Origin of the sequence: Pseudodesulfovibrio mercurii, from assembly GCF_000189295.2 — a bacterium.
GTDB classification, from domain to species: domain Bacteria; phylum Desulfobacterota; class Desulfovibrionia; order Desulfovibrionales; family Desulfovibrionaceae; genus Pseudodesulfovibrio; species Pseudodesulfovibrio mercurii.
Genome location: NC_016803.1, coordinates 1,431,440 through 1,456,956 on the forward strand (window position 1 = coordinate 1,431,440; position 25,517 = coordinate 1,456,956).

Below are 25,517 nucleotides of genomic sequence, written 5' to 3' on the forward strand. Positions count from 1 at the left end.
CCCCTATATCAAATAATTACAAGTCGTTGCCCGGACGATGGATGTTGCGGCCGAGACCGGGGACCGGGGCCGCGTCCGGGTCCGCGAGGAGCATCAGTCTACCCGCGCTGTCGGCCCTGGCCCACTCGGTGAGCCGGTTGATCAGCAGTTCGCCGAGGCCCTGGCCCCGCCAATCCTCACGGACAACCACATCTTCGATGAGGACGGCGGGGCCGCCTTCAGCCTCAAGGATCGTCAGCCGTCCCGAACACATGCCGACCACAGTCCCGTCGGCGACGTTCGCGATCAGGATGCGTCCCCGACCGTTTTTCAGCATCAGTTCCAGATCGCTCCGCCGCCCGTCCCCGGAGGCGCGGTCCTCGACGGGCGAGGAGGCCGAACCGGCCAGGGTCACGAGACCGGAAAGGTCCGCGCGGGTTGCGGGGCGGATGACGACGGCTTCAGGCATGGGACTCTCGATTCCTTAGGACGCCAGGTAGTCGGCGGCGGGCTCGCCGTCTTCCAGACCGTCCAGAATTGCGTCGATCGCTGCTTCGGAATCCACGCCCTTGAACCACCAGTTCTCGGGCTGGATGACCATCATGGGCCCTGATTCGCACTGCTTCAGGCAGGTGGAACCGACAACCAGGGCGTCCAAACCGCGATCCAAAATTTCTTCCTCGATATACTGCAGGAAACCGTCGGTCTGCTTGTGGCAGATGCCCTTGGGCTCACCGGCCGCACGGAAGGACTGACAACAGATGATCATTCTCTGGGGGATAGCCATTTCCTCAATTCTCCTTCTGGTTACTTCTTGTTCTTCTTGCCTTTCTTACCGCCCCCGTAGAGCACATCCACGGTTCCCTCGATCTCGCCGTCCGTGATCAGGACGGACAGACCCTTGCGGCTCAAAATTTGTCGCGGGCTCTCCCCGGCCGAGGCGGCCAGCAGGACGAAACAGTCGTGCAGGGTCTCGGACAGGTCCTCCCAGCGCTGGGCCCCGGTACCGGGCTCAGGCAGGTCGCGCATGCCCAGCAGGCAGGCCAGGCCGTCGCCGCGCGGGCCGTAGATCATGGCCTTGATGGCGTGGCCCAGGTGCAGGTCCACCTCCATGCCGTTGGAGCTGACCACGGCCACGTTGGGCCGTTCCCTGGTGGGCTTGGGCAGGATCGAGACCTTGGCGTCGGTCTTGCCCGGCGTTTCCAGGCCGACCAGGTCCTGGCCGCACTCGTCGAAGCCGGGCATGATGTCGATGTGCCGGGCCGCGCGGTCGCGGATCTCGGCCAGCAGCTCCATGTCCGTGGCCGCGGGCGCGTCCTCCACGCCCTCCTCGGGGTGGTAGGGGACCACGGCCATGATGTCCGCGCCGAGCCCGGCCATGGTTGAGGCGATCTTCTCCACGTGCCCGGCGTTGTAGCCGGGGTACACGGTGGTGTTGATCTTGACGGTCAGACCGGCGCGCTTGAAGGCGGTCACGGCCCGGGCCTGGTCCGTGATGAGCAGCTCCACGGCCTCCTTGAGGGGCAGGGTGTGCCGCGCGGGCCTGACCCAGGCGTAGAGCTTCTCCGCCACCTCGGGGTCCACGGCGTCCACGAGCACGGTCACGTGAGCCACGCCGAGGTCGGCCAGTTCCTCGGCGTACTCGGCGCCGTTCATGCCGAGCGTGGTCAGGCAGAGGGAAAGATCGGGGTACTTGTCCCGAACCAGGCGCAGGGTGCGCAGGGTCAGGTCGGGGGCGGTCAGGGGATCGCCGGGACCGGTGATGCCGACGATGCCGATGGGCTTGCCCTGCTCCACCACGTGGTCGAGCCAGTTCAGGGCCTCTTCGGGCATCATGGCGGGCTTGGAGCCGTTGCTCCCGGAAAAACGGATGCGGGCGTTGGCGCGCGGGGCCACGGGCAGGTGCAGGCGGCCCACGGTCTTGCGTGAGGTCATGCCGAAGCAGGGATGGGATGCGTAGCCTTCAGCGGTGGTCTTGGACATGACGGCCTTCTTGGTTAGGGGGAAACAGGGTTGTTTGGTCCGGGGCGGAGGGGGAAGGACTCCGCCCCGGACCGGGTATGAACGCTACAGGACGAGTTCGAATTTCGTCTCCGGATCGTCGCGGTCCTTACGATCCAGCAGCAGATCCAGGATCTTCTCGAGAAGCCTGAGTCCGCCCTTGTAGCCGACTGTCGGGAAGTACTGGTGGCCCTGGCGGTCCAGGATGGGGAAGCCCCAGCGCAGCAGCGGGATGTCTTCGTCCCGGGCGATGTACTTGCCGTAGGTGTTGCCGATGAGCAGGTCGACCGGCTCGTTCTTGATCCACTGGTGCATCAGGAACATGTCGCCCTTGGCCTTGACCTTGACCTCGAAGGGCTGGCCTTCGCAGATCTCCTTGATGCGGCGCTCGAAGGCCTTGCCCGGGGTGCCGGTGACCACGTAGACGGGCTGCATGTCCAGGGAGACCAGGAACTCGCACATGGAGATGAGCTGGTCCGGATCGCCCCAGATGGCCACGCGCTTGCCGTAGAAGTACTGGTGCATGTCGGAGATCATGTCCACCAGCTGGCCGCGCTCGAGGTTCACGGACTCGGGCACGGACACGCCGGCCACGGTGCGCAGGACGTCGATGAAGCGGTCGGTGGCGGCCAGGCCGAAGGGCATGTCCAGCACGGTGCACGGGACCTTGCACTTGGCGTCGAGCCAGCGGGCGGCGTCTGCCGAACACCATTCGCCGAGGGCCAGGGTGCCGAGCGCGTCGCCGGTCTTCTTGAGTTCCTCGATGGTCACGCCGCCGTCGGGGAACATCTTGTATTCGCCGGTCAGGGGGGCGTTGAGCACGCCGTCGGTGTCCGGGAACAGGGTGATGTCCACGCCGACCATGGCGCACAGCCGCTTGATCTCGCCCATGTCGGAGGGTTCGACCCAGCCGGGGATGACGTTGACCTTGTGGCTCTTGTGGCCCGAGGGCTCGGCCAGCATGGCCATGGACTTGACCATGTTGGAGAAGCCGGTCACGTGGGAGCCCACGTAGCTCGGGGTGGAGGCGCCGACCAGGGTCTTGCCGGCCGGGACCTTGCCTTCCTTCTGAGCCTTGTCGAAGATCTGGTTCAGATCGTCGCCGATGGTCTCGGACAGGCAGGTGGTGTGCACGGCGATCACTTCCGGGTCGTAGACCGTGAAGATGTTGTTGATCGCCTGGAGCAGGTTGGCGTGGCCGCCGAAGACGGACGCGCCTTCCGTGAACGAGCTGGTGGACGCGGACACGGGCTCCTTATAGTGCCGGGTCAGGGCCGAGCGGTGGTAGGCGCAGCAGCCCTGGGAGCCGTGGGAGTGCGGCAGGCAGCCGTGGATGCCGAGCGCGGCGTACATGGCGCCGATGGGCTGGCACGTCTTGGCCGGATTGATGGTCAGCGACTTGCGCTCCATCACTTCAACGGGGGTATGTCTGAGTAATGCCATGGTTCTCTTCCTTCCTTATTCCCACACAAAGGTGCCGGTGAGTTCGGGAGACTTCTGCCAGGGGGCCTCCGTGTAGGACCAGACCTTGCTGCTCACGAGGCGATCGACCGTCTTGTAGAAGTTGATCGCGCCCTTGAAGCCCGCGAAGGGTCCGCCGTAGTCGTAGCTGTGCAGCTGGAGCATGGGCACACCGTTCTTCTGGATGGAGTACTTCTCCTTGATGCCGGCGCAGAAGATGTCCGGCTTGTAGAGCTCCACCAGCTTTTCGGCCTCGTACTGGTTGAGGTCGTCGATGACGATGGTGCCGTTGCCCATCTGCTCGTTCATGCCGTCGTAGTCCTTGAACTCGAAGCCGGAATCCTCCATGGCCTTGATCTGCTCGGGGGACTTGCGCGGGTTGTAGAGTTCCGGATCGGCCGAGACCTCGATCTCCTCGATGTTGCGGGAGTCGGCGTCCGGGACCAGTTCCGGGATGACCCGGCGGCCTTCATAGTCGTCGCGGTGGGCGAACTCATACCCTGCGGACAGGGTCTTCATGCCCAGCTCGGTGAACAGGTCCTGGTAGTGATGGGCGCGGGAACCGCCGACGAACAGCATGGCGGTCTTGCCCTGGGTGTGCGGCTTGTGCGCGGCCAGGGCGGCCTCGACGTCCTTCATCTCCTCGGCGATGACCTCTTCGATGCGGTCGATGAGCTTCTGGTTGCCGAAGTACTCGCCGATCTTGCGCAGGGACTTGGCCGCGGACTTGGCGCTGATGAAGTTCACCTTGAACCACGGGATGCCGTACTTGGTCTCCATCATGTCGGCCACGTAGTTGATGGACCGGTGGCACATGACCAGGTTCAGATCGGCGTGGTGGGCCCGGGCGAACTGGTCGTAGGACGAGTTGCCGGAGAAGGTGGACAGGCAGGTGATGCCGCACTTCTTGAAGATGCGGTCGATCTCGAAGCCGTCGCCGCCGATGTTGTACTCGCCGAGCAGGTTGATCTTGAACTCGCCGTCCTGTTCCTTCTGCTCCTCGCCCACCAGGTGGGTGAAGACCTGGTTGTTGGCGATGTGGTGGCCGGCGGACTGGGAAACGCCCTTGTAGCCCTCGCAGGAGAAGGCGAACACGTTGCAGTCCCCGAACTTCTCCTTCATCTTCCTGGACACGGCATGGATGTCGTCGCCGATCAGGCCCACCGGGCAGGTGGCGAAGACGCAGATGCCCTTGGGATGGAGCAGGTCGTAGGCCTCCTGGATGGCGGCCGCGAGCTTCTTCTCGCCGCCGAAGATGATGTCCTGGTCCTGCATGTCCGTGGAGAAGCAGTAGGGCATGTAGTTGGCGCCGTCCGGACCGGGGTCGGTCTGGTTGCGGCGGGTCAGCCAGGAGTAGAATCCGCAGCCGATGGGGCCGTGGGTGATGTTCACGATGTCGCGGGTCGGGCCCATGATGACGCCCTTGCAGCCTGCGTAGGTGCAGCCCCGCATGGTGATGATGCCAGGGATGGTGCGGACGTTGGCCAGAATCTCCGGCGGCGAGTCGCTCCCCGTGGCTTCGTTGATCATGATCTGCTTGGCGCGCTTGCGGGCCACCTTCGGAGGATACTTGGAAAGGATATCTTCCTTCACGTCGGTGGGCGTGAGCTGCACGAGCTTTTTCGTCTTGGCCATGTATACTTTCTCCTTCAATAGGCGCTAAGCGATCGCCTTTTCACCGGTTTCATGGGTTCTGACGCGCACGGCGTCACCGACGGGCAGGACGAAGATCTTGCCGTCGCCGGGCTTGCCGGTCCGGTTGGCGGCCATGATGGCCTGAACCACGTCCTCCACCATGTCGTCGGGCACGACCACGGTCACCATGCGCTTGGCGTAGAGCTTGCCCTTCTCGCCCAGCACTTCGGCCGCTTCCTCGTAGCCCTGCTCCACTCCGGAGACGATGGCCGCATTGACGAACCCCTTGCCGCGGCCCTGCGCCTCGTGGGCGAAGAAGGCATCCACACCGGCTTCGGTGAGGGCGGACTTGGTCTTGTTCATCATGTTCATGCGCACCACTGCGATGACTTCCTTCATTACGCGGCCCCCTCGCTGGCTGCGGCGGTCTCGTTGACGCCGGAGCTGATGGTGTAGACACCTTCCACTTCGGTGACGAAGATCTTGCCGTCGCCGAAGGCGCCCTTGGTGCCGGAGCGGGCGGCGTCCATGATGGTGTTGATGACGAATTCCTTGTCCTCGGCGTTGACGACGCTCATGAGCATGGTTTTGGGGATCTCGTCATAGGTGACCTCGCCGATCTTGATGCCGCGCTGCTTGCCGCGACCGGCCACGGAGTACTTGGTGACGGCGGGAAAGCCGTTGTCCATAAGGGCGGCCAACACGTCGTCCGCTTTCTCGGGCCGAACAATTGCTCGAATCATGATCATCATTTGTGGGATCTCCTATTTTCTTGCTATCTTTGGCTTTTGATTAATTTCAGCGTTAGTGACGGGAACTAGGCTTCCATGATGCCGTAGTCCATGAGCAGCTGCTCGAGGTCTTCGATCTGCAGCGGCTTGGGGATGGTGAACATCTGGTTCTCGTCGATGGCCTTGGCCAGGCCGCGATACTCGTTGGCCTGGGGCACGGTGCCGTCCCACTCGATGACCGTCTTGCGGTTGATTTCGGCGCGCTGGACGTCGTTGTCGCGGGGCACGAAGTAGATCATCTGGGTGCCCAGCTTGGAGGCCAGCTCGGTGATCAATTCGGCCTCGCGGTCGGTGTTGCGGGAGTTGCAGATCAGGCCGCCCAGACGGACGCCGCCGGATTCCGCGTACTTCATGATGCCCTTGCAGATGTTGTTGGCCGCGTACATGGCCATCATCTCGCCGGAGCAGACGATGTAGATTTCCTGGGCCTTGCCGTCGCGGATGGGCATGGCGAAGCCGCCGCAGACAACGTCGCCGAGGACGTCGTAGAAGGCGTAGTCCAGACCCTCGGACTCCTCGTAGGCGCCCAGGGACTCGAGCATGTTGATGGAAGTGATGATGCCGCGACCGGCACAGCCGACACCGGGCTCCGGGCCGCCGGACTCAACACACCAGGTCCCGCCGTAACCGGGCTTGCGGATGTCTTCGAGTTCCACGTCCTCGCCTTCTTCGCGAAGGGTGTCGAGCACGGACTTCTGGGCCAGGCCGCCGAGCAGCAGGCGGGTGGAGTCGGCCTTGGGGTCGCAACCGACGACCATGACCTTGCGGCCCATTTCAGCCAGGCCGGCAACCGTGTTCTGAGTGGTGGTGGACTTGCCGATGCCGCCCTTTCCGTAAATCGCTACTTTCCTCATGATTTCTCCTCCATGGGTTTGTTTGCGTCGATGGGTCCCCTATGGCAAAGGACGTGCCAAACGCAAAATAACATGTCATCATGCTGTTTTTAAAGGAGAAATCAGATTGTCTACAGCACTGTTGTTTCCTACGAAAAGTGTAGGTTGAGACCTCGGCTCCAGACACAAGTGTTGTAGCCTACAAAAACGTAGGTAAAATCCTCTCATTTCAGTCAAGAAATTACTTATTTTATTTCAATATGATAGATGAAAAGTCCGCGTTGGCATCCTTCATGCTCAAGGGAAGGCAGGATCATCGACAACCATACAAGAGGACAAAGCACATGTTGATCGACACCACACTCAGGGAAGGAGCGCAGCTCTTCGGGGCCTACTTCTCCATGGAGGCCCGGGAACGGATCGTGTCCGGCTTGCTGTCCATCGGCGTGGACGAGATCGAGCTGGGCTGGGTCGGCCAGGAGGGCCTGGACGAACTCATCCATAGAATAGGGAAACGGCGCGGCCGGACCGCCCTGTCCGTCTGGTCGCCCTGCCGCGAGGCGGACATCCGCAAGGCCTCGGGCCTGAAGGTGGACCGCATCAACATCGGCGTGCCCGTTTCCGACCTGCACATCGAAAACCGACTCCGGACCGACCGCGAGGGGCTTCTGGAACGCCTGGCCCGCACCGTGCTCGCGGCCCGGCTCTTGGGGATGGATTACGTGTCCGTCGGCCTGGAGGACCTCTCCAGGGCCGACACGGACTTCGCCCTGAAGGCGGCCGGACTGGCCCAGGACGTGGGCGCGGCCCGCGTGCGCCTGTCCGACTCCCTGGGGCTGCTCACCCCGATGAAGACCGCTGAACTGGTCGCCGCCTTCCAGCGGAAACTGGACATCGACCTGGCCGTGCACTGCCACGACGACTTCGGCATGGCCACGGCCAACGCGGTCACCGCCCTGTCCAGCGGCGCGGACTACGCCGACGGCAGCGTGCTCGGCATCGGCGAACGGTCCGGCATCGCGGCCACCGAGGAGCTGGCCACCTACCTGACGCTCAAGGAGGAAAGTCATGCATACAAGGTTGAAGACCTTCGCGGCCTCTGCCATTTCGTTTCTCAAGCTGCCGGGGTGCCGATTCCCCGAACCAAGGCGATCGCGGGCAAGGACATTTTCGCTTGCGAGTCCGGCCTTCACGCGCACGCCCTCAGCAAGTCGCCTGAGCTTTTCGAGCCCTTCGATCCCGGCCGCATCGGCGCGGACCGGATGGTCGCGGTTGGCGGCAAGAGTGGGCGAGCGGCGGTCGCCCACGCCCTTGCGGACCGTGGGCTCGAGCTCCCCGAGCAGGGACTCCCGGCCCTTGTGGACGAAGTAAGGAAGCTGGCCTGGGAGCTGGAACGCCCCCTGACCGACAAGGAACTGACCAAGCTGGTCAAGAACTAGGAGGTTGCATGTTCAAGAAGCTCATCTACGTCTGTCTGTGGCTCTGCATCCTGTCCGGCACCGCGTCCACGGCCTCTTCGCCGGCCGTGAGTCAGGCCCCGGCCTCCTTCGCGACGGCGCCCGTCCGGGCCACCCTCACCCCGTAGACCCGGCATGGACTTCACCGCGCTCCTGATCACCGGCAAGCTGGCCCTGGCGGTCACGCCCCTGCTGCTCGCCCTGTGCATGCCCCTGGCCTACTGGCTGGCCATGTCGCGCGCGCCGGGCAAACGCTTCGTCGAGGCGGCCTGCAACCTGCCCATGGTCCTGCCGCCCACGGTGCTCGGCTTCGGTCTGCTCATGGTCATGAGCCCGGCGTCCCCCTTCGGCGCGGCCTGGGAAGCCCTGTTCGGCTCTCCCCTGCCCTTTTCCTTTTCCGGGCTGGTTCTCGGTTCCCTGGCCTACAGCCTGCCCTTCGGGGTTCTGCCCATGCGCGCCGCCTTCGAGAAGATCGATCCCGGCATCGTGGAGGCGGCCCGCTGCTCGGGCATGACCCACGTCCAGGCCTTCCGCCACGTCATCCTGCCCAACGCCATGGGCGGGGTCACAGCCTCGGCCGCGCTCATCTTCGCGCACACCGTGGGCGAGTTCGGCGTGGCCCTGATGCTCGGCGGGTCCATCCCCGGCCGGACCAAGGTGGCCTCCATCGCCATCTTCGAACACACCGAGTCCCTGGAATACGGCCAGGCGGGCATGCTCTCCCTGGCCCTGCTGGTCGTGAGCTACGCGACCCTGCTTTTCATCGGACGCCACGGCCTGGCCGGACGCCCCGCACCCGCAAGGACCCCGGCGGACGTCCGGTCCCGCCGCCGCGCCTTTCAAGATACCCAGAGAGGTTTCCATGCAGACCATATCCACGCAGTACGGTGAACTGATCCCCCAACACACCTCCGACGACTTACGCAAACGGGACATCCTGCCTGTGGAGTACCACGCCTCGGGAGTGGTCAAGTCCGTGCCCCTGGAGGAGCAGACCGTCATCGTCACCCCGATCGGCGACATCCCCGCCGAGCTGGTCTCCTTCCACGAGAACGGCACCCTGAACCGCGTCTTTCCGCTGAACGGCAAGCTCTCGGGCTACTGGAGCCAGGACGACGAGGCCGGGCTGTCCAGGCCCGTGACCCTGGCCACGCCCTTCGGCCCGATCCGCACCCGGATCATGAGCGTGGGGTTCTACGACGACCGCAGCCTGCGCAGCCTGACCCTGTGGCCGGGCGAGACCCTGTCCGTGCCCACCCCGGCCGGACCCATGGAGGCGCGCGTCGGTGTGAGCTTCACCCGGGACGGCCGGGTACGATCCCTGGAACCGGCCAAACCCACCGTCGTGCCCACCCGGGCGGGCGAGATGACCGCCTTCGATCCCGACGCCGTGGGCGTGAACGGAGACGTCAATTCCCTGGTCTTCGACGATGAGGGGAAGGTCTGCCGGGTGATCACCACCCTGACCAAGTTGACCGTGGTCCACCCGGACGGGCACACCGTGTGCCACGTCCCGGAACACCGGGAGAGCCTGTGCAGCGAGGCCGAACAGGAGGTGGTGCCCATGTGCGTGGAGTTCGACAGCGAGACGGTGCGCATCCGGACCAACCCGGACAATGCGCCCCTGGTCCTGCCCGTGGAGGGACACGTCTTCTTCGCCGAGCCCTACCTGCCGCAGCTGGCCAATCCCTTCGTGGAGCTGCACTGCTCCATCTAGGCGGCTATTCCAGGCCCTGCTGCATCATGAACCGGAACACGGTCTCCACGAACTTGCCGGAGACCACGTCCGCCAGGGCGAAGTGCGGCATGTCGCCGGTCACCATGGCCCCGGTGTAGGCGAACCAGATTTCCGCCGAGATCTTGCCCAGGGCGGGGGTGATCAGCGTGCCCCACAGCCCTCCCGCGTCGCTCTGGTCCAGGCCGAAGGCGCGGCACTGGATGGGCCGGTGCTCGAAAAGCCGGCACTTGCCGTCGTCGAGCAGGGGGCAGACCGAGCCGGACTCGGACAGGCAGTACTCCCCGTCCTCCCCGTCGCCCAGGTCGCGGACCGCCCTGCGCTCGGCCTGGGCTGCGGCCACGGCCCGCTCAATGACCTTGAGGCGCTCCTCGCCGGACAGCTTCTGGTTGATGCGGTGGGAGATGTACACGGCCTCGGCCAGGGTCAGGGAGACCGGGGTGGTGCAGCACTGGCTGTGATCCAGGCCGCAGGCCAGGCCGTTGACCGCCTGGCCGCTCTCATCCACCCGCTGGACCAGCTCCATGTAATCGTTGAAGAAGGGCGACAGGTCCACCAGCCGCTTGAATTCCAGGGACGGCTCGCGCACGGTCAGCTGGCCGGACTGCTTGCCGTACTTGCGGATGGTCCGCCACTGGACGAAGTTGGCGGGCTTGCTCTTGAGCTTCTTGAGGGCCTTCCCCGCGAGCTTGTGGCCCAGGCCGCGCCGCAGGAGATAGGCGTTAAGCACCGTGCCGGTCCGGCCGATGCCGTGGCGGCAGTGGATGAGCACCTTCTTGCCCAGGTAGATGGCCTCGTCGAGCCACTCCAGGGTCTTTTCCAGCTCGATCAGGCCCGGCGCCTCCTCGTCCTCCAGCGGCAGGTAGCGGACCTCGAAGCCCGCGCCCTTCTCGATGTCGTGCAGGTCGCAGAACTCGCCGCACAGGTTGAGGATGGCGTCCACGCCCTGGGCGCGGATGGCCTCCAGTTGGGGATAGCTCATGGGCGCGCTGCCCACGCCGAGCTGGTCCGTGACCCAAGTGACCTTGTAGGCGAGATCGGTATCAGCCATCGCGCGACTCCGCGTCCCCGATGAACCGCTCGACCTCGGCGTCCACCTGTTCCTCGCTGTCCAGGCGCATGTCCATGAGCCGGGTCACGGCCATGAGGTAGCCCAGCCGCATGAGCAGTCGCCGGATGTCGTTCTCGGGCAGCCGGGCGCACTTGGCGTCGATCATGTCGCCCCGCGTGGCCGTCTCGAACCCGTAGCGGTCCAGGACCCGGCGGATGAACTCCAGCCGCAGGAGGCGCTGGTCGAAGCCCGCGCCGCCCCCCTTGAAGCGGAAATTGATGTAGTTGGCCCCCTGTTCCGGCCCGCAGATGGCATCCACCACCGAGAAATGGTAGCCGAAGCGGACCATCAGATGCAGGTAGTCCGTGGAGATCAGCCCGTAGCTGGCCAGCAGCTTGGAATCGAAGCTGAAGATGCCGCCCGAGACCTTGTCGAACTCCTCCCAGTCCATGGCCGTCAGCCGCGAGGGCCACTGGACGCGCTCGTCGGACAGCCCGTACCAAAGGGCCCACATGGGACCGCACTTGATGTCCTGGGGCGAGACGGTCTTGCCCTCGCCCGCGTTGGCGAAGAAGCCGCCGCCCAGGTCCAGGACGTACATGACCAGGGGCAGGCTGGTCTCCAGCCGCTTGGCCGAGTGCATGCCCCGCCCCTTCTTGTCCATGACGGCGAACATCTCGTTGACCGACTTCTCGTGGCAGAAGCGGACCACGTCGTGCAGGGACTTGCAGCCCATGGGGGTGAAGTCCTCGTCCTGAGGATCTGTCAGGTTCAGACGCACGGTCAGGGGCGCGACCTTGGCGTACTGGGCGATAACCCGCTCCGAGACCTGGCGGCCCTCCCGCGCGCGGGTCATGATCGCTTCCACGCAGCCGTCGTAGACGGCCCCGCCCGTGCCGTCCACGGTGACCAGCTGGCCGGGCTCGAGCCGGGCCTTGATGTCGCCGACCACCACGGGCACGCCCGATTCGCGGGCCACCGAGGCGAAATGGCTGGCCCGGCTGCCCGTGGCCGAGATGACCCCGTTCATCCGGCCGATGAAGGTCAGCAGCGACGGCTTGAGGCTCGGGGTGACGACCACGGCCCCCTCGGGAATCTGGGCGATGCGCTCGCCCGTGGAGGCGAAATACACGGTGCCGCAGCCCGCGCCCGTGGAGGCGCGCTCCAACCCCTCGGCGATGGGACGCGTGGACACGGGCAGGGGGGCGTGCCCGGCCTGGGCCTCCTCGCGCTCCTCCTGGAGCGGGCGGGTCTGGAGGATGTACAGCTCGCCGGTGACGTCCTCGGCCCACTCGATGTCCTGGGGCCGCCCGAAGGCCTCCTCCAACCGCATGGCCAGCCGGCCCAGGCGGACCAGGGACGCCTCCGAGGGCAGGCCGCCCGCGTCCGGGGTGCAGCTCGTGTCCAGGCGCGGGGTCTCGTGGCGGGTCAGCACGGCCTTGTCCGGCGAGGTGGACCCGTCCACCAGGCCGTGGCCCAGGCCGTGCACGCCGTAAACGCCCATGGCCTCGCCCCCCCGGCAGTCCGGGTCGCGGGAGTAGAGCACTCCCGCGGTGTCCGCATCGACCATGGGGATGACCAGCACGGCCATGGCCGTCTCGCTGTCGGTCAGCCCGTTGGAGATGCGGTAGGCCACGGCGCGGGGGCAGTACTTGCCCGCCAGGACGCGTTTGTAGGCTTCGAGCACGTCGTTGGGCTGGACGTTCAGCTCCGAGGCGTACTGCCCGGCGAAGGATATCTCGCCGTCCTCGGCCAGGGCGCTGGAACGGACCGCGATGAGGTCGTCGCCGTCGATGATCTCCGAGACCCCGAAGCGGATGCCCCGGGCGATCTCCTCCGGGACCTCGGCGGCCAGGATGAGCTCCTGCATCTCGGCGGTCAGCCGGGCCAGCAGGTCGCGGTCGCCCACGACCATCTGCCGCAGCCGCTTTTCGATCTCCTCGCCCAGGCCGTTGAAGTCGATGAAGTAGTTGAAGGCGTTGGCCGTGACCACGAAGCCGGGCGGCACCGGGATGCCCTCCAGGCTCTTGGCCCGCCCCAGGTTGGAGGCCTTGCCGCCCGCAAGCCTGGGCAGGGCGCCGGCCTCCTCCAGGGAGAGGATGTACGGCGGGCCCACCTCGGGCTGCTCCAGCTCGAGCGCCATGCGCACGTAGAAGTCGATCTTGCGGAAGTACTCGGGCAGGTCCATGTACCGGGTCGGGTTCATCTCCACCAGCTGTCCGGCCATGGTGGCCACGGCCGCGGACAAGCGGTTGGTCATCCAGACCGCGCGCTGGCGATCGGCCAGCCGCTTGCCGTAGAACATCTCCTCCAGGTCGGCGATCAGTTCCAGGGCCACGGCGTCGTGGGCAAGCAGGGACTTGAAGGCCTCGTACTTGCGCCGGAGCAGGGTGCCCGGAGCGAATACCTGGTAGGTCCAGTGCCTGAAGAGCTGTTTGAGATACATGGATCGTCCTTGGCTGTACGGTGTGATTCGCGCCGCTATTCCCCGTCTCCGAGGACCTCGGCCACCTTGGCCTCCAGCTCCTCCTTGTTGATGGGCTTGACGCAGTATTCCTGGGCCCCGAGCCGCAGGGACTCGCGGGCGGTCTCCAGGGTGGGATAGCCGGTCAGCATGATGGCCTTCATGTCCGGGTTGACCTTCTTGAGTTCCTCCAGGGCCTCCACCCCGGTCATCTTCTTGAGCTTGATGTCGAGGATGGCCAAGTCGATGGCCGTGGACGCCGCGTGCTTCAGGGCGTCCTCCTCCTCGGTGAAGTTCCAGACCTTGTGGCCCTTGCGCTCCAGGATGCGCTTGACCAGCATCCCGGCGTCGGAGATATCGTCCAGTACCAATATATTCGCCATGACCTACTCCTTTTCGGTCTCCCCGCTGTCCGGACCCTCGTGGTCCAGCGGGAGGTTCACTTCAAAAACCGTTCCGCCGCCCTCGGCCCCGCCCCGCGCCTGGGGGGGGAAGCCGAAGTCCTCGGGGACAGGGCTGGCGGCGTGGATATCGCCGCCGTGGTCCTCGATGATCCCGAAGGAGACGGACAGCCCCAGACCGGTACCCTTGTCCACCGCCTTGGTGCTGAAGAACGGGTCGAAAATCTTCTTGAGCGCCTCCTCGGCGATGCCCGAGCCGTTGTCGGCCACCCACAGGGAGACGATGCCGCCCGGCGTGTCCAGCCGGGTGCGGATGAGGATGGTCCCGCCCTGGCCGCCCATGGCGTCGCGCGAGTTGGTCAGCAGGTTGATCCAGACCTGCTTGAGCTTCTCGGGGTCGCCGTAGATGATCGGGTAGCGGTCGTCGAGCTGGGTGACGATCTCCACCTTGTCGAGCTCCAGGGTGTGGCGCACCAGGGAGACCGCCTCCATGACCGAGTTGTTGAAGCACATCTCGCGCTTGGCGGACTGGGTCTGGCGGGAGAAGCCGAGCAGGTCGGCCACGATCTTCTTGCAGACCTGGGTCTGCTTCTCGATGATGGCCAGGTCCTGGTGGATCTGGCTGCCCGCCTCCACGTCCTCCTGCAACAGCTGGGCGTATCCCAGGATGATGCCGAGCGGGGTGTTGATCTCGTGGGCCACGCCGCCCGCGAGCAGCCCCAGTGACTCCATCTTCTGGGCCTGGATGAGCTGGTTCTCGTAGCGCTTGATGTCCGAGATGTCGCGGTCGGTCCGCAACAGGCCGTCGATGCGCCCCTCGTCGTTGAAGACCGGCACGCAGACCACGTGGAACCAGTGCTCGCCGCCGCCGGTCTCGACCATGAGCTGGGTGTCCAGCCGCCGCCCGGACTGGAGGATGTCGCGGGCCGCCATGTGGCGCTTTTCGGCCTCGGCCTCGGGAAAGAGGTCGAAGTCGGTCTTGCCCTCGATCTCGGCCAGGGACATGCCCACGGACTCGGCGAAGCTCTTGTTGCACCCCCGGTAGCGCATGGTCGCGTCCACCAGGGAGACGCGGTCCGGGGAGACGTCCAGGATGGTCCGGGTCAGCCGCTGCTGGTCGCGCAGATTGCGCTCGGCGTCGCGCAGCTCCCCGATGTGGCTCTTGAGGGTCATGGCCATGACGTCGAAGGTCTCGGCCAGGTCCTGAATCTCGTCGCCCGCGTTCTCGCGGTAGACCGGGCAATGGCGGCAGGACTGCAGGCGGCACTGGAAGTTGCCCTCGTTGTTGCAGTCCGGGCACATGGTCCCGGCAATGTACCAGCAGCGCCGCCGGGTCTCGCCGTAGGCCGGGCACTGGGGGGTGTTGCACTGCTGCTTCTCCCAGCAGTGGACGCCCCAGGTGGGGCCGGAAATGGTGTCCAGGTTGCCGGTCAGCATGTCCTCGGCGTGGGAGCGCAGCAGGGCCAGCCGGGCGGTCACGCGCCGGGCGAAGACCGTGCCGAGCGACGTGGCCAGGAACAGGGCCCCGGCGAACAGTCCGGCCATGAGGGTCAGCTGGCGCTGCACGGCCATCTGGATGCGCGACTGGGACAGGCCGATGCGCACGGTCCCGAGCCGCCCGTCCGAGACCAGGACCGGGGCCGCGAAGTCGTAGATGCGCCGCGAGCCGTCGGCCAGGAGCTGGATGTTCAGGGACTTGCCCGTGGCCACCTTGTTGGCGTCGATGAGGTCCACCGGGAACCCCTTCTGGAAGGTGTGGACCATGACGTAGCCGCTCTTGTCCTGGACAAAGGCGTAGATGACGTCCTCCACCGTGGACTGCTCGTCGACCATGTTCTTGAGCCGCAGGAAGTCGCGGGCGAGCATGGGGTCCACGGCGCGCACGGACAGCCCCTCGGCCAGGGCCGAGCCGCGCTTCTTGCTCTCCTCCACCAGGGAACTGGCGCTCATGCTGCCGACGAGCGGCAGGAGCAGCACGGCCATGCCCACCAGGATGGCGGACATGCCCAGGTTGAGCTTGGTGCGGAATCTGAGGCGGGGAAAGAAGCGCATGCCCGCCTACCGGTCCAACTCGAGTTTCTCGGCCAGTTCCCTGACCGGATCGTAGTCGGCGTCCTCCGCCGGGATGATCCCCTGCATGCCCGCGACGCTCAGGATGGCCTGGTGTTCCGGGGTCTTCGTGTCCAGGGCGAACATGGCCTTGGCCACGGCGTCCACGATGGCCGGATCGAGGCCCTTGCGGGCCGCGTAGACCCAGCCGGGATAGGAGCGGGTCTCGGCCAGGATGCGGATGGAGCCGAGGTCGATCTTGTTCCTGACCACGTCCAGGGTGCCCTTGCGGATGGTCCCGATGTCGTACACGCCCGCGTGCACGGCCAGGACGACCTTCTCCTGCTTGCCGCCCGGGCCGGGCGCGAAGTCCACGGTCTCGAAGTCGTGCAGATGGATATGGTGGTCGATGAACAACCCCAGGGGGAAGAGATAGCCGCCCGCGGAGTTCGGGTCCACGGCGATCCAGCGCTTGCCCCGGCAGTCGGCGATGGAGTTGATGGCCGCGTTGTCCGTGCGGGCGATGATCTGCCCCCGGAAGTTCGGCTCGCCCGAGGGCTCGATGACCCGGGCAAAGGCCTGGGCCCCGGCCTTGGCCAGACGCACGTAGACGAACGGGTTGGAATAGGAGATGTCGATCTCCCCGCGCTCGACCATCTTGACGTGCTCCTCGAAGGTGTCGGGGAATATCTGCCTCAGGGGCAGGCCGGTGGTCTTGCGCAGGTATTCGAGCAGCTGCCGGTGGCGCTGGTAGGAGATGGTGTGGGAATACTGCGGCAGGTAGGCGTAGGTGATGGCGTCCACCATGCGCGGGGCCACCAGGTCCTCGCGCTTGGACAGGTCCACCTTGACCGGCTTCTCGTCCGAGCAGCCGGAGGCCAGGACCAGCGGAAGAAGGAGCGCGAGCAGGACGGCCCAGGTGGTCATTCGGGTTTTTTTCATGGTCATCGTCGTCGGGTCGGTTGTCTGGGCGCCCGGGGCGCCGCGTTACGGACGTTCCCTGAAACAGTACAAAAATTCCGGCCGCATTCCAACAGTTCTTATCCCTTGGCAACATCTCTTCAAGACAGTATGTACAGTGCCGAACCACCCTGACGCCTCAAACCAAGGAGACACCCCATGGCATCCATATACACCATCCCCATGAGCCGGGCCGTGCTGGCCGCCTTTCTCGCGGTCATGGCCAGCGTGGCGGCCGTGGTGGCCTGGAGCTTCAATTCCGGCCTGACCTGGACGGCCATCTGCCTGATCGCCGTGGCCGGGCCGCTGGGCCTGTTCTACTGGTACATGCTCTACATCACGCCCAGGCGGGCCTCGGTGACCGTGTCCGACGAGGGCATCCTCCTGGCCGCGCCGCCGTTCGCCTCGGCGGTCATCCCCTGGGCCTCGGTGGAGAAGGTCTTCCCCGCCGATCTCAAGCGCGACGAATCCTTCCAGATCACCAAGACCCGCAAGTACATGTCCTTCGGCGGCTACAAGTCCGGCGTGGTCGAGGTCAAGGACGGCCGCGAGGCGGTCATCGTGGCCAACCGCAACGACGTGCTCTGCATCCGGACCGGGGAGCGGTTCTACCTCATCGGACCGGCCGACCTGTCCGGCTTCACGGCGGCCGTGGAAAAGGTCGCCCCCTAGACCGCCCGGCCTGTCATATCAAAGAACAAAGCCGCCCCGAGGGGCGGCTTTTCCATTTTCGAAATCGCTAGGACCCTTCGGGGACCGGCTTGCTCTCGACGAGCGCCGGCTTGTCCTTGCCGTGCCTCTTCCGGGACTGGGCGTAGCGCAGCTTGTCCTCCTCGCTGAGCAGATCCGTGAAGGTCAGCATCTCGTCCCCGGCCTCGTTCTCCTTGACCCGCTGCTTGATGGTCCTGAAGACCGGCAGCCAGGGCTTGGAAAGGCTGAAGAGGTAGCGGACCAGGATGTAGGCCGGAATGAAGATGAAGGCCGGGCCCACCGACCCCATGAAGGGCACGGTGAAGTCCACCTCTGCGAAGCGGTAGAAGAGCCAGCCGATGGCGAAGGGAACCACCCACAGGGACGAGGCGAACAGGGCCATGCGGGCGAAGAAATTCTTGCCGAAGGCGTCGTTGGCCAGCGAGTTGCAGGCCTTCCAGGAGGTCTTGTCCTTGGCGCCCAGGGCGTGGACCGACATGTTGTGCTGGTCGATCATCTCGCGGTTCATGGTCGCGAAATGACGCTTGTTCAGGAAATAGACCCCGGCCATGCACAACTCGCCGATGACCGTGGCCGCCAGGCAGACCCAGAACAGCCCCACCGCAAACCCCACGTAGGGGTTGTCGCTGGTGCGGAAGGCCCAGATGAGCCAGGGATCGAGGAACTGATAGACGGTGGTACCGGTCATGGAAAATCCGTTGGTTGTGGCGGCCGCCCTCGGGGGCGGCCGCCGTTGTTTCGTCTTTGTGCGCCGTTAGATGGGCAGGGCGATCCCGAAGAAGCCCTTCAGGGTGTACTTCAGACCAACGTACACGGCCAGCACGATGAAGATGCGCTTCAGCCAGATATCCGGGATGTACTTGGAGGTCTTGGGGCCGATGATGGAGCCGATGACGATGCCGACGAGCTCGGCGCCGATCAGGGACCACTCGACCGGAGTGGAGCGCAGGATCATGTAGGAGGCGATGGAGTTGACCATGCCGACGAAGACGGCCATGGCCGAGGTTCCGGCCACCAGGTACATGGGCAGGCCCGCCACGGAGGTCAGGAACGGCACCAGCAGGAAGCCGCCGCCGACGCCCAGGAAGGAGGCCAGGGCGGAGATGAAGAAGCCGCCGATGACCGGGATCAGGGGGTTGAAGGAGAACTCGACGCCGAAGAAGGTGAATTCGCAGGAGGTCGGGGTGAACTTCTGGACCTTCACGCCCATCTCGGCCATGTCGACGGTACCGCCGGCCTGCTGTTCCTTGACGGACTTCTGGAAGGCCTCGGCGGCCTTCTTGGCGGACTTTTTCTTCGCCTGGCCGGCCGGGGTGGTTTCATAGAAGAGGTAGCAGCCCAGGAAGAGGACGAACAGACCGAAGTAGCCGATGTAGGCCTTCAGGCTGATTTTGCCGGCGGTCAGCCAGGGCACCAGCCAGGAGCCGGACACGGAGCCGATGGCCAGGGCGATGCCCAGCGGCAGCACCAGACGGCCGGCCTTCCAGTAGTTGAAGGAGGACAGGGCCGCGGAGCAGCCGACCAGCCACTGGTTGGACACGCGGATGGAGTCGGTGACGACCTTGTTCAGCTTGGCGCCCTTGCCGAAGGAGCTGGCGTAGTCGCCCAGACCGTAGATGGTGATGTGACCGACACCGGCCATGATGCCGCCGAACGCGCCGACGGTGGAGAAGATCCAGCCTACCCAGATCGCCCACAGGAGACCGATGATGATGTTCAGCTGCGGACCGCCGGGAATGCCCAGATAGCCGGGCTCGCCGGTGGGTTTGGCTTCGGCGATGGCGTCGGCCAGACGGCTGGCCAGAGCGGGCTCGGCCATGAGGCAGACAGCCGCAACCAGGGCCAGCATCAGGAGAGTTTTCTTGGAACGTAACACAGTTACCTCCTCCTCGGGAATAAAGTTAAACGGCATTTTAAAAAATAATGTTGCTTTTGCCGAAAAAAGTCTAACTATTTAGTATGGACTAAAAGGAGGCAAAGCGCAATGTCTATTCAGGCCGTTATCAACCAGTTCAGATCGTTGAATAAAGACCAGCAGGAAGCCTGCGCCCGCCGCATCGAAGCCTATCTCCACGAGCACATCGAGGGGTTGAAGGGGTTCAGGGATACCATCGTCGAGGCGCGTTTCGCTGATGGCAGGCACTGCCCCAGGTGCGGAAGCGTCGATGTGAAGCGTTGGGGCGCGTACAGCGACAAGAACGCCTACATGGCCCGCCAGCGGTACATGTGCAAGGATTGCGGACGCACCTTTACCGAACTGACGGGGACGCCGATGGCGGGGACCCACAAGCCCGAGCTGTGGTCCCGCTACATCCGATGCATGATCGAGGGGTTGAGCCTTCCCCGGACCGCCAAGCGGCTCGAGATTTCCATCCCCACGGCCTTCTATTGGCGGCACAAGATCCTGTGTGGCCTGAAGGCGTTGCATGCCCGGGATATCCTGTCCGGCATCGTCGAGATGGACGAAACCTTTTTCGTCGAATCCAACAAGGGAAGCCGCAACCTGAAGCACCGTCCTCCGAGGAAGCACCGGGGCGTCGCACGGAAACGCGGTATCTCGAACGAACAAGTGGCCGTGTTGGTGGGGCTCAGCCGCGATGGTGACGTGTTAAGCCATGCCGCTGGCCGGGGGCGCTTGTCGGCCGATCAGGTCGCGCGGGCCATCGGCGGCAACATCATGCCGGACAGCACGCTTGTCACGGACTCCATGTCCGGCTTCGCCACCTACGCCAAGCGCGAGGGCATCCGGCATGTCCGCTTGAACAGCCGTCAGGGCGTGTACACCCAGGGTGTCCACCACATCCAGCACGTCAACAACTACCACGCGGGTCTCAAGGAATGGATGCGCCGGTTCTGCGGCGTGGCCTCGAAGTTCCTCGACCACTACATGGCGTGGTTCAACCTGTTGCGGATCGTGACCAAGCTGGAATCCAAGAGCAGGCTGGAGGAATTCTACCGTCAGGCTTGCCGCAAGACCGCCTATGCGCCCGTCAGGGACTTCCGGGCATTCAAGGTCGGCCAGGAGCCGTAACCGGCCAAAATGTTTCGCTCCGGGGTGGACCGCCATGCGCCATTGTCGTATGAGGTGAAAACTCATCAGGAGCGGATATGAAGGTCGAAATAGGCGAATCGCTGGTAAGGACGTGGGTACGCCATTGCAGGGGGTGCCAACTGGCCGAACTGAACTGGAAGCCGTCCCCCATATGGCCTGGGGAGATCACTGCCGAACACGAACAGTGGTACAGGGAAGGCGCCGCCGAGTTCTCGGGAAAAGTCTTGAAAAAGACATCCAGCCTTTCCCAGTTCCTCGGCCAGGCCGAAATCGACGTACTCGGCGTGCAGTTCGTGCAAGGGATGGCAAGGAAAGTCATCGCCGCCGACATTGCCTTTCACACGAACGGGCTGCAATACGGCCCTAAAGCCGAGACCGCCGCCCGGATCGTCAAGAAGCTGTTTCGGACGGCTCTGACCATCGACATCCATTTCCCCGGCGTGCCCGCCGAGATCCTTTTCCTGTCCCCAAAGGTCAACAACGCTACTATCCAGGGCGTGAAGGAAGCTGCCCGGATGATGGAATCCTTCTTCCGTGGACGCCGGGACGGCTTCCGGTTCCAGACCATTATCAACCAAGGCTTCAAAAACATCGTACTCGACGATGTGACCCCGCTCCAAAAGCAGGTGGCCGACACAAGCGAACTATATCTGCGAGCGGCCCAGCTCGTGGGGCTGTTTGAAGACCGTGTTCCGCGTCCCGCAAAGGCCACTGCCGCTCCAGCGCAATCTGCCCCACGCAAAACCGGGCAGACCCTACCCATCGAATATGTGCCGGGCGACACCAAGGAATTCAAGCGCCTTCTTCTCAAGCAGGGTGCCGTCATCCAAGAACATTATGCCGACGGCAGAACCAAGGAAAGACAGTGGGATGCAAGCGGAATGCGTGAGACATCCAGTGTCAGCGGAAACTTGCGTTCGAAGAGCTGGTACAAGGGCGGGGCTTGGCTGACCAGCGGTATCAGCAAGATCGTCGTGAAAATCATTGGCTACGACACCTAATCGCTGAAAAACAACAGAATGTTTTAAAATCCCGAAGTTAAAAGGACCCCAAAATGTCGCCCCGCGTCCCCCAAGGCCGCGGAGTTGATACCAGAGACTATTCCGGCCGCACGAAGGTCAGGGCGTTCGCCGTGCAGCCGACAACGCAGGCAGGGGTGCCGCCGGCATCGACCCTGTCCACGCAGAAATCACACTTCATGATCTTGCCGGTGGCGTCGTTGAACACCGGCACGGTCCACGGACAGGCCTCGATGCAGGCCTTGCAGCCGTCGCACTTGGCCATGTCCACCAGAACCAGTCCGTCCTCGCGCTTGTACATGGCCCCGGTGGGACATGCGGCCACGCACTCGGGCTTCTTGCAGTGCCGACAGTTGGTGTACTTCAGCGTTGCCGAAGGCTTGCCGTCCTTGTCGGCGATGGGCCCCTCCGCATCGAGGCGGTTGAGGGAAAGCCCGGCGGGCACCTTGTTCTTCACCTTGCAGTGAACCAGGCACGCATTGCACGCAATGCACCGCTTCTTGTCGAATTTAATCCTGTAACCAGCCATTGTTCCACCTCTGAAGACTTGGATTTGGGCGCGCAGTCTTGTTTGTAGTCCACGAATTGAAGAAAAATCCTGTGTTGGTCAACAGCCACCCCGCTTGTGAGATATTTCTCAACCAAAAGCGATCATAACCCGATTTTTTTTCCGGTGGAAAGAAAAATCATGTTATAGATTTCACATGCCGGGTATATATTGCCCGGGGTTGACCGCCATGCCTATGGTCCAACCTAATTCAAATAGCGCGCAGAATCATCACTGTCTGTACAGGAGGAGTGTATGGGTAAGGAATATGTAAAGAGCATTTGCGGCATGTGCTCGGTACGATGTCCCATTGAGGTCGAAGTGGTCGATGGCAAGGCGGAGTATATTCAGGGCAATCCCGATGCCGCGGGCATCATGGGCTCCCTGTGTCCGCGCGGCGCTGCCGGTACGGCCCTGACCTACGACGAGGACCGCCCGCAGTACCCCATGGTGCGCACGGGCAAGCGCGGCGAAGGCAAGTGGAAACGGGTGTCCTGGGACGAAGCCCTGGACTACGTGGCCGACGAGCTGACCCGTATCCAGGAGACCTACGGCAAGAACTCGGTCCTGTTTTCGGACCGCGGCGGCCCGTTCCGCGATTTTTACCGCGCCTTCCTGCGCGGCATCGGCACGGCCAACTACAACAACCACGACTCGGCCTGCGCGCGCAACGTCCAGAACGCGGCCCTGTCCGTGTTCGGCTTCGGCCGCAAGGGCGTGTCCTACGACCTGAAGAACGCCAAGCACGTGGTGCTCCAGCAGCGCAACATCATGGAGGCCATCAACGTGGCCGAGGTGAACAACCTGTTCACCGGCATGGAGAACGGCGCCAAGCTGTCGGTCATCGACATCCGCGCCAACGTCCCGGCCACCAAGGCGGACAATTTCTTCATGGTCCGGCCCGGCACGGACTACGCCTTCAACCTGGCCGTCATTCATGTCCTTATAAATAACGAGCTGTACGACAAGCAGTTCGTGGCCGACTGGGTCGAGGACTTCGACAAGCTTGTGGAGTTCGTCAAGCCCTACACCCCGGAGTGGGCCGAGGCCGAGACCGGCGTGCCCGCCGCCCGGCTGATCGACTTCTGCAACCAGCTGGCCGAGGCCGCCCCGAGCGTCCTGTGGCATCCCGGCTGGATGACCGCGCGCTACACCGACTCCTTCTACATGACCCGGACCATCTACATCATCAACTCGCTGCTCGGGGCCATCGGCGCCAAGGGCGGCCTGCCGTTCATGAACAAGCCGGGCGACGTGGGTGCCAAGGGGCTGAAGAGCTTCATGGAGCTCTATCCCAAGCCCGAGGGCAAGCGCGCCGACGGCGTGGGCTGGATGGATGGCCGCAAGCACTTCGACCAGGGCCCCGGCCTGGTCCACCTGGCCTACGACGCCGCGGTGGAGAAGAAGCCCTACCCCATCAAGGCGTACATCGTGCAGCGCCACGACCCGCTCATGGCCTTCCCGGACAAGAACGACGTCAAGGCCATGTGGGACGACATCGAGCTGCTGGTCTCCGTGACCTTCTCCTGGTCCGACACCGCCTGGAACGCGGACGTGGTCCTGCCCATCTCCCCGTACCTCGAGCGGGACGAGATTCTGATGACCAAGAACGGCCCCAAGCCCGCCTTCCAGGTGCGCAAACGGGCCATTCAGCCGGTCTACGACACCAAGGCCGTGTGGGAAATCTACGCGGGCCTGGCCAAGCGCATGGGTCTCAAGGAACTCGACTACACCAACATCGAGGACATCTGGAAGTTCCAGCTCGAGGGCACCGGCGTGACCATCGAGGACTTCGAGAAGACCGGCATCGTCTCCCTGGCCTCCGATCCCCTGTACAAGCCGGTCAAGGAGGGCTCCTTCAAGACCCCGTCCGGCAAGATCCAGATCATCGACGCCAAGCTGGAAGGCGACGGCATGCCGTCCCTCAAACCCTATGAAGCGCCCGAACGGCCCCCGGCGGGCAAGTTCCGCATCACCTTCGGCCGCTGCGCCCTGCACACCCAGGGCCACACCGTGAACAACTCCCTGCTCTTCGAGCAGATGCCCGAGAACGTCCTGTGGATCAACACCAAGCGGGCCGAGGAACTCGGCATCGCCCAGGGCGAGTACGTGACCGTGTCCAGCAACGGCTACAACGGCCGGATCAAGGCGTTCGTCACGGACTTCATCCACCCCGAGGCGGTCTTCATGATCCACGGCTTCGGCCACGACCTGCCGTGCGAGTCCCGGGCCAAGGGCCGGGGCGTCGCCGACAACCTGCTCATGCCCAAGGGCATCAAGAAGTGGGATCATGGGGGCGGAGCCGTAGCCATGCAGGAACACTTTGTCTCTGTAAGTAAGGCGTAACGCCTCTCCAAACCGAATAAGACAAGGGCCGACAGCGGATGCTGTCGGCCCTCCTTTTTTTATCGGTTTGGAGAGGCGTTTGACGGCGGGCGGCTTCCGAGAGCGGGCCGTCCGCACTCTTCTTCAGGCCATCCAAATGGTAATCGCTCGCGTCTAGCTCTACAGATAATCATGTAAAAAAATTACAAATTTTCACTTGTATCTCGGCCCGTGAAGGACTAGCTTTTCGTCACTCCCAACTGACATGAGGCATTGCTCATTCAGGCATGCCTCCCATGACCGCCATCGAGTATTCCAACTGGAGATTTCATGCGCCGCCTATTCCTCTTCCTCATTGGTTGTTTTCTGACCCTCACCCTGCTCCCCCTGACCGCGTCCGCGGAAGAAAACCACTTCCGTGTAGGCCTTGTCGGCGAATATGCAAACACGCACTATGGAAAAGGCGGGACCCACCGCAATGCCTATGGGACCGATTTCGGACTTCTGCTGGGCTACGAGAATACGATTTCAGACGATCTCTGGTTTAAAATCGACGGGAAGATCGTCCACGGCCCACGCACTACGACCACCGGCATAAGCCCTTGGCGCAACACCGATGTCCGCACAACGGCCAAGATCGGGACGTCCTTTCACTACGGGGTCGACATCAAACCGTTTGTCGGGGTTGGGGTCAACTACACGGATCGAGACATCCGAGACAGCAATGACGAATTTTTCACGGACTACATCCTGCCGGTAGGCGTTTCCTTTGAAAAGGAAACGGACTATGGCCTGATCGGCAGCGACATCCAATATGAATATGTGGTTTATCGCGAACGGCACACAACGGACGCAAACCAAACGTGCACGACGCAGTCCTTTGGCGGCAACGGCAATCTTGAAATCGGCCTTTTCTTCGAACCCAAAGGCACTTCCATGGGATTTCGCCCCTACTACAGGTACGAACACGAAAACTACAAGGAGCGCGCGTGGTGGCCCACCAACACCAATATCGGCGGGCTGGAAATCTACTACCGCTTCTAGAT

General features: G+C 63.8%; 25 protein-coding genes. 9 read left to right on the forward strand and 16 right to left on the reverse strand.

The features are described 5' to 3' along the window. Positions 1-16: 16 nt before the first annotated feature. The 8 genes from DND132_RS06565 to nifH all read right to left on the reverse strand — a co-directional run bounded on the left by DND132_RS06565 (position 17) and on the right by nifH (position 6,721). Positions 17-448 carry a GNAT family N-acetyltransferase gene (locus tag DND132_RS06565; RefSeq protein ID WP_014321928.1) on the reverse strand — a complete coding sequence of 144 codons (432 nt, stop codon included), beginning with the start codon at positions 446-448 and terminating at the stop codon, positions 17-19. A gap of 15 nt (positions 449-463) precedes the next feature. Further along, positions 464-766, reverse strand: coding sequence for a (2Fe-2S) ferredoxin domain-containing protein (locus tag DND132_RS06570; protein ID WP_014321929.1), 303 nt, complete (start codon positions 764-766; stop codon positions 464-466). A gap of 20 nt (positions 767-786) precedes the next feature. Then, positions 787-1,962 carry a radical SAM protein gene (locus tag DND132_RS06575; protein ID WP_014321930.1) on the reverse strand — a complete coding sequence of 392 codons (1,176 nt, stop codon included), beginning with the start codon at positions 1,960-1,962 and terminating at the stop codon, positions 787-789. 84 nt (positions 1,963-2,046) lie between these two features. Then, positions 2,047-3,423, reverse strand: a complete 1,377-nt coding sequence (gene nifK / locus DND132_RS06580) for a nitrogenase molybdenum-iron protein subunit beta (RefSeq protein WP_014321931.1) — start codon at positions 3,421-3,423, stop codon at positions 2,047-2,049. Between the two features lie 15 nt (positions 3,424-3,438). Beyond that, entirely contained in the window at positions 3,439-5,076 is a 1,638-nt protein-coding gene (nifD, locus tag DND132_RS06585; protein ID WP_014321932.1) for a nitrogenase molybdenum-iron protein alpha chain, read from the reverse strand. Positions 5,077-5,100: 24 nt separating this feature from the next. Further along, a complete protein-coding gene (locus tag DND132_RS06590; protein WP_014321933.1) occupies positions 5,101-5,475 on the reverse strand; it encodes a P-II family nitrogen regulator in 375 nt (124 codons plus the stop codon). Further along, positions 5,475-5,828: a P-II family nitrogen regulator gene (locus tag DND132_RS06595; RefSeq protein ID WP_014321934.1), complete on the reverse strand. Its 354-nt coding sequence runs from the start codon at positions 5,826-5,828 to the stop codon at positions 5,475-5,477. The genes DND132_RS06590 and DND132_RS06595 overlap by 1 nt, the downstream gene beginning before the upstream one ends. Positions 5,829-5,893: 65 nt before the next feature. Beyond that, a complete protein-coding gene (nifH, locus tag DND132_RS06600; RefSeq protein WP_014321935.1) occupies positions 5,894-6,721 on the reverse strand; it encodes a nitrogenase iron protein in 828 nt (275 codons plus the stop codon). Positions 6,722-7,044: 323 nt separating this feature from the next. On the opposite strand from nifH, the gene DND132_RS06605 reads away from it, so the two are divergent. From DND132_RS06605 to DND132_RS06615, 4 genes are read left to right on the forward strand one after another with little or no spacing between them, the layout of a single operon-like run. Beyond that, entirely contained in the window at positions 7,045-8,139 is a 1,095-nt protein-coding gene (locus DND132_RS06605; protein ID WP_014321936.1) for a LeuA family protein, read from the forward strand. 8 nt (positions 8,140-8,147) lie between these two features. Beyond that, complete coding sequence (locus tag DND132_RS18450) at positions 8,148-8,285, forward strand: hypothetical protein (RefSeq protein WP_014321937.1); 138 nt, start codon at positions 8,148-8,150, stop codon at positions 8,283-8,285. Positions 8,286-8,292: 7 nt separating this feature from the next. Further along, a complete protein-coding gene (gene modB, locus DND132_RS06610; RefSeq protein ID WP_014321938.1) occupies positions 8,293-9,048 on the forward strand; it encodes a molybdate ABC transporter permease subunit in 756 nt (251 codons plus the stop codon). After that, complete coding sequence (locus DND132_RS06615) at positions 9,020-9,874, forward strand: hypothetical protein (protein ID WP_014321939.1); 855 nt, start codon at positions 9,020-9,022, stop codon at positions 9,872-9,874. The genes modB and DND132_RS06615 overlap by 29 nt, the downstream gene beginning before the upstream one ends. Before the next feature lie 4 nt (positions 9,875-9,878). Here the strand turns inward: DND132_RS06615 and DND132_RS06620 are convergent, their stop codons facing one another. From DND132_RS06620 to DND132_RS06640, 5 genes are read right to left on the reverse strand one after another with little or no spacing between them, the layout of a single operon-like run. Further along, positions 9,879-10,943, reverse strand: a complete 1,065-nt coding sequence (locus tag DND132_RS06620; protein WP_014321940.1) for a phosphatase domain-containing putative toxin — start codon at positions 10,941-10,943, stop codon at positions 9,879-9,881. Further along, on the reverse strand, positions 10,936-13,389 hold the full coding sequence (locus DND132_RS06625) for a PEP/pyruvate-binding domain-containing protein (RefSeq protein WP_014321941.1): 2,454 nt from the start codon (positions 13,387-13,389) through the stop codon (positions 10,936-10,938). Before DND132_RS06625 ends, DND132_RS06620 begins: the two co-directional genes overlap by 8 nt. Positions 13,390-13,424: 35 nt before the next feature. Next, on the reverse strand, positions 13,425-13,790 hold the full coding sequence (locus tag DND132_RS06630; RefSeq protein ID WP_014321942.1) for a response regulator: 366 nt from the start codon (positions 13,788-13,790) through the stop codon (positions 13,425-13,427). Between the two features lie 3 nt (positions 13,791-13,793). Continuing rightward, on the reverse strand, positions 13,794-15,860 hold the full coding sequence (locus tag DND132_RS06635) for an ATP-binding protein (RefSeq protein ID WP_014321943.1): 2,067 nt from the start codon (positions 15,858-15,860) through the stop codon (positions 13,794-13,796). Between the two features lie 6 nt (positions 15,861-15,866). Further along, positions 15,867-16,805 carry a phosphate/phosphite/phosphonate ABC transporter substrate-binding protein gene (locus tag DND132_RS06640; RefSeq protein ID WP_014321944.1) on the reverse strand — a complete coding sequence of 313 codons (939 nt, stop codon included), beginning with the start codon at positions 16,803-16,805 and terminating at the stop codon, positions 15,867-15,869. A gap of 171 nt (positions 16,806-16,976) precedes the next feature. Here DND132_RS06640 and DND132_RS06645 point away from each other — a divergent pair, with 171 nt between their 5' ends. Beyond that, positions 16,977-17,489, forward strand: a complete 513-nt coding sequence (locus DND132_RS06645; protein ID WP_014321945.1) for a PH domain-containing protein — start codon at positions 16,977-16,979, stop codon at positions 17,487-17,489. A gap of 67 nt (positions 17,490-17,556) precedes the next feature. Here the strand turns inward: DND132_RS06645 and DND132_RS06650 are convergent, their stop codons facing one another. Then, complete coding sequence (locus DND132_RS06650; protein WP_014321946.1) at positions 17,557-18,216, reverse strand: hypothetical protein; 660 nt, start codon at positions 18,214-18,216, stop codon at positions 17,557-17,559. A gap of 66 nt (positions 18,217-18,282) precedes the next feature. After that, complete coding sequence (locus tag DND132_RS06655; RefSeq protein ID WP_041915725.1) at positions 18,283-19,404, reverse strand: sulfite exporter TauE/SafE family protein; 1,122 nt, start codon at positions 19,402-19,404, stop codon at positions 18,283-18,285. A 108-nt stretch (positions 19,405-19,512) separates the two neighbouring features. Between DND132_RS06655 and DND132_RS06660 the strand changes: the two genes are divergently transcribed. Further along, the gene (locus DND132_RS06660) at positions 19,513-20,559 is read left to right on the forward strand and encodes an IS1595 family transposase (protein ID WP_014321948.1); all 1,047 of its coding nucleotides are present in this window, start codon (positions 19,513-19,515) and stop codon (positions 20,557-20,559) included. Between the two features lie 77 nt (positions 20,560-20,636). Further along, positions 20,637-21,581: a hypothetical protein gene (locus DND132_RS17560; RefSeq protein WP_014321949.1), complete on the forward strand. Its 945-nt coding sequence runs from the start codon at positions 20,637-20,639 to the stop codon at positions 21,579-21,581. Positions 21,582-21,678: 97 nt separating this feature from the next. Here the strand turns inward: DND132_RS17560 and DND132_RS06670 are convergent, their stop codons facing one another. Next, complete coding sequence (locus DND132_RS06670) at positions 21,679-22,128, reverse strand: 4Fe-4S dicluster domain-containing protein (RefSeq protein ID WP_014321950.1); 450 nt, start codon at positions 22,126-22,128, stop codon at positions 21,679-21,681. A gap of 273 nt (positions 22,129-22,401) precedes the next feature. Between DND132_RS06670 and DND132_RS06675 the strand changes: the two genes are divergently transcribed. Then, positions 22,402-24,492: a molybdopterin-containing oxidoreductase family protein gene (locus DND132_RS06675; protein ID WP_014321951.1), complete on the forward strand. Its 2,091-nt coding sequence runs from the start codon at positions 22,402-22,404 to the stop codon at positions 24,490-24,492. 309 nt (positions 24,493-24,801) lie between these two features. Then, positions 24,802-25,515: an outer membrane beta-barrel protein gene (locus tag DND132_RS06680; RefSeq protein ID WP_014321952.1), complete on the forward strand. Its 714-nt coding sequence runs from the start codon at positions 24,802-24,804 to the stop codon at positions 25,513-25,515. Positions 25,516-25,517 lie beyond the last annotated feature (2 nt).

Coding starts and splice junctions, on each gene's coding strand:
- DND132_RS06565 (WP_014321928.1), bottom strand. CDS start 448: ATGCCTGAAGCCGTCGTCATCCGCCCCGCAACCCGCGCGGACCTTTCC.
- DND132_RS06570 (WP_014321929.1), bottom strand. CDS start 766: ATGGCTATCCCCCAGAGAATGATCATCTGTTGTCAGTCCTTCCGTGCG.
- DND132_RS06575 (WP_014321930.1), bottom strand. CDS start 1,962: ATGTCCAAGACCACCGCTGAAGGCTACGCATCCCATCCCTGCTTCGGC.
- nifK (WP_014321931.1), bottom strand. CDS start 3,423: ATGGCATTACTCAGACATACCCCCGTTGAAGTGATGGAGCGCAAGTCG.
- nifD (WP_014321932.1), bottom strand. CDS start 5,076: ATGGCCAAGACGAAAAAGCTCGTGCAGCTCACGCCCACCGACGTGAAG.
- DND132_RS06590 (WP_014321933.1), bottom strand. CDS start 5,475: ATGAAGGAAGTCATCGCAGTGGTGCGCATGAACATGATGAACAAGACC.
- DND132_RS06595 (WP_014321934.1), bottom strand. CDS start 5,828: ATGATGATCATGATTCGAGCAATTGTTCGGCCCGAGAAAGCGGACGAC.
- nifH (WP_014321935.1), bottom strand. CDS start 6,721: ATGAGGAAAGTAGCGATTTACGGAAAGGGCGGCATCGGCAAGTCCACC.
- DND132_RS06605 (WP_014321936.1), top strand. CDS start 7,045: ATGTTGATCGACACCACACTCAGGGAAGGAGCGCAGCTCTTCGGGGCC.
- DND132_RS18450 (WP_014321937.1), top strand. CDS start 8,148: ATGTTCAAGAAGCTCATCTACGTCTGTCTGTGGCTCTGCATCCTGTCC.
- modB (WP_014321938.1), top strand. CDS start 8,293: ATGGACTTCACCGCGCTCCTGATCACCGGCAAGCTGGCCCTGGCGGTC.
- DND132_RS06615 (WP_014321939.1), top strand. CDS start 9,020: ATGCAGACCATATCCACGCAGTACGGTGAACTGATCCCCCAACACACC.
- DND132_RS06620 (WP_014321940.1), bottom strand. CDS start 10,943: ATGGCTGATACCGATCTCGCCTACAAGGTCACTTGGGTCACGGACCAG.
- DND132_RS06625 (WP_014321941.1), bottom strand. CDS start 13,389: ATGTATCTCAAACAGCTCTTCAGGCACTGGACCTACCAGGTATTCGCT.
- DND132_RS06630 (WP_014321942.1), bottom strand. CDS start 13,790: ATGGCGAATATATTGGTACTGGACGATATCTCCGACGCCGGGATGCTG.
- DND132_RS06635 (WP_014321943.1), bottom strand. CDS start 15,860: ATGCGCTTCTTTCCCCGCCTCAGATTCCGCACCAAGCTCAACCTGGGC.
- DND132_RS06640 (WP_014321944.1), bottom strand. CDS start 16,805: ATGACCATGAAAAAAACCCGAATGACCACCTGGGCCGTCCTGCTCGCG.
- DND132_RS06645 (WP_014321945.1), top strand. CDS start 16,977: ATGGCATCCATATACACCATCCCCATGAGCCGGGCCGTGCTGGCCGCC.
- DND132_RS06650 (WP_014321946.1), bottom strand. CDS start 18,216: ATGACCGGTACCACCGTCTATCAGTTCCTCGATCCCTGGCTCATCTGG.
- DND132_RS06660 (WP_014321948.1), top strand. CDS start 19,513: ATGTCTATTCAGGCCGTTATCAACCAGTTCAGATCGTTGAATAAAGAC.
- DND132_RS17560 (WP_014321949.1), top strand. CDS start 20,637: ATGAAGGTCGAAATAGGCGAATCGCTGGTAAGGACGTGGGTACGCCAT.
- DND132_RS06670 (WP_014321950.1), bottom strand. CDS start 22,128: ATGGCTGGTTACAGGATTAAATTCGACAAGAAGCGGTGCATTGCGTGC.
- DND132_RS06675 (WP_014321951.1), top strand. CDS start 22,402: ATGGGTAAGGAATATGTAAAGAGCATTTGCGGCATGTGCTCGGTACGA.
- DND132_RS06680 (WP_014321952.1), top strand. CDS start 24,802: ATGCGCCGCCTATTCCTCTTCCTCATTGGTTGTTTTCTGACCCTCACC.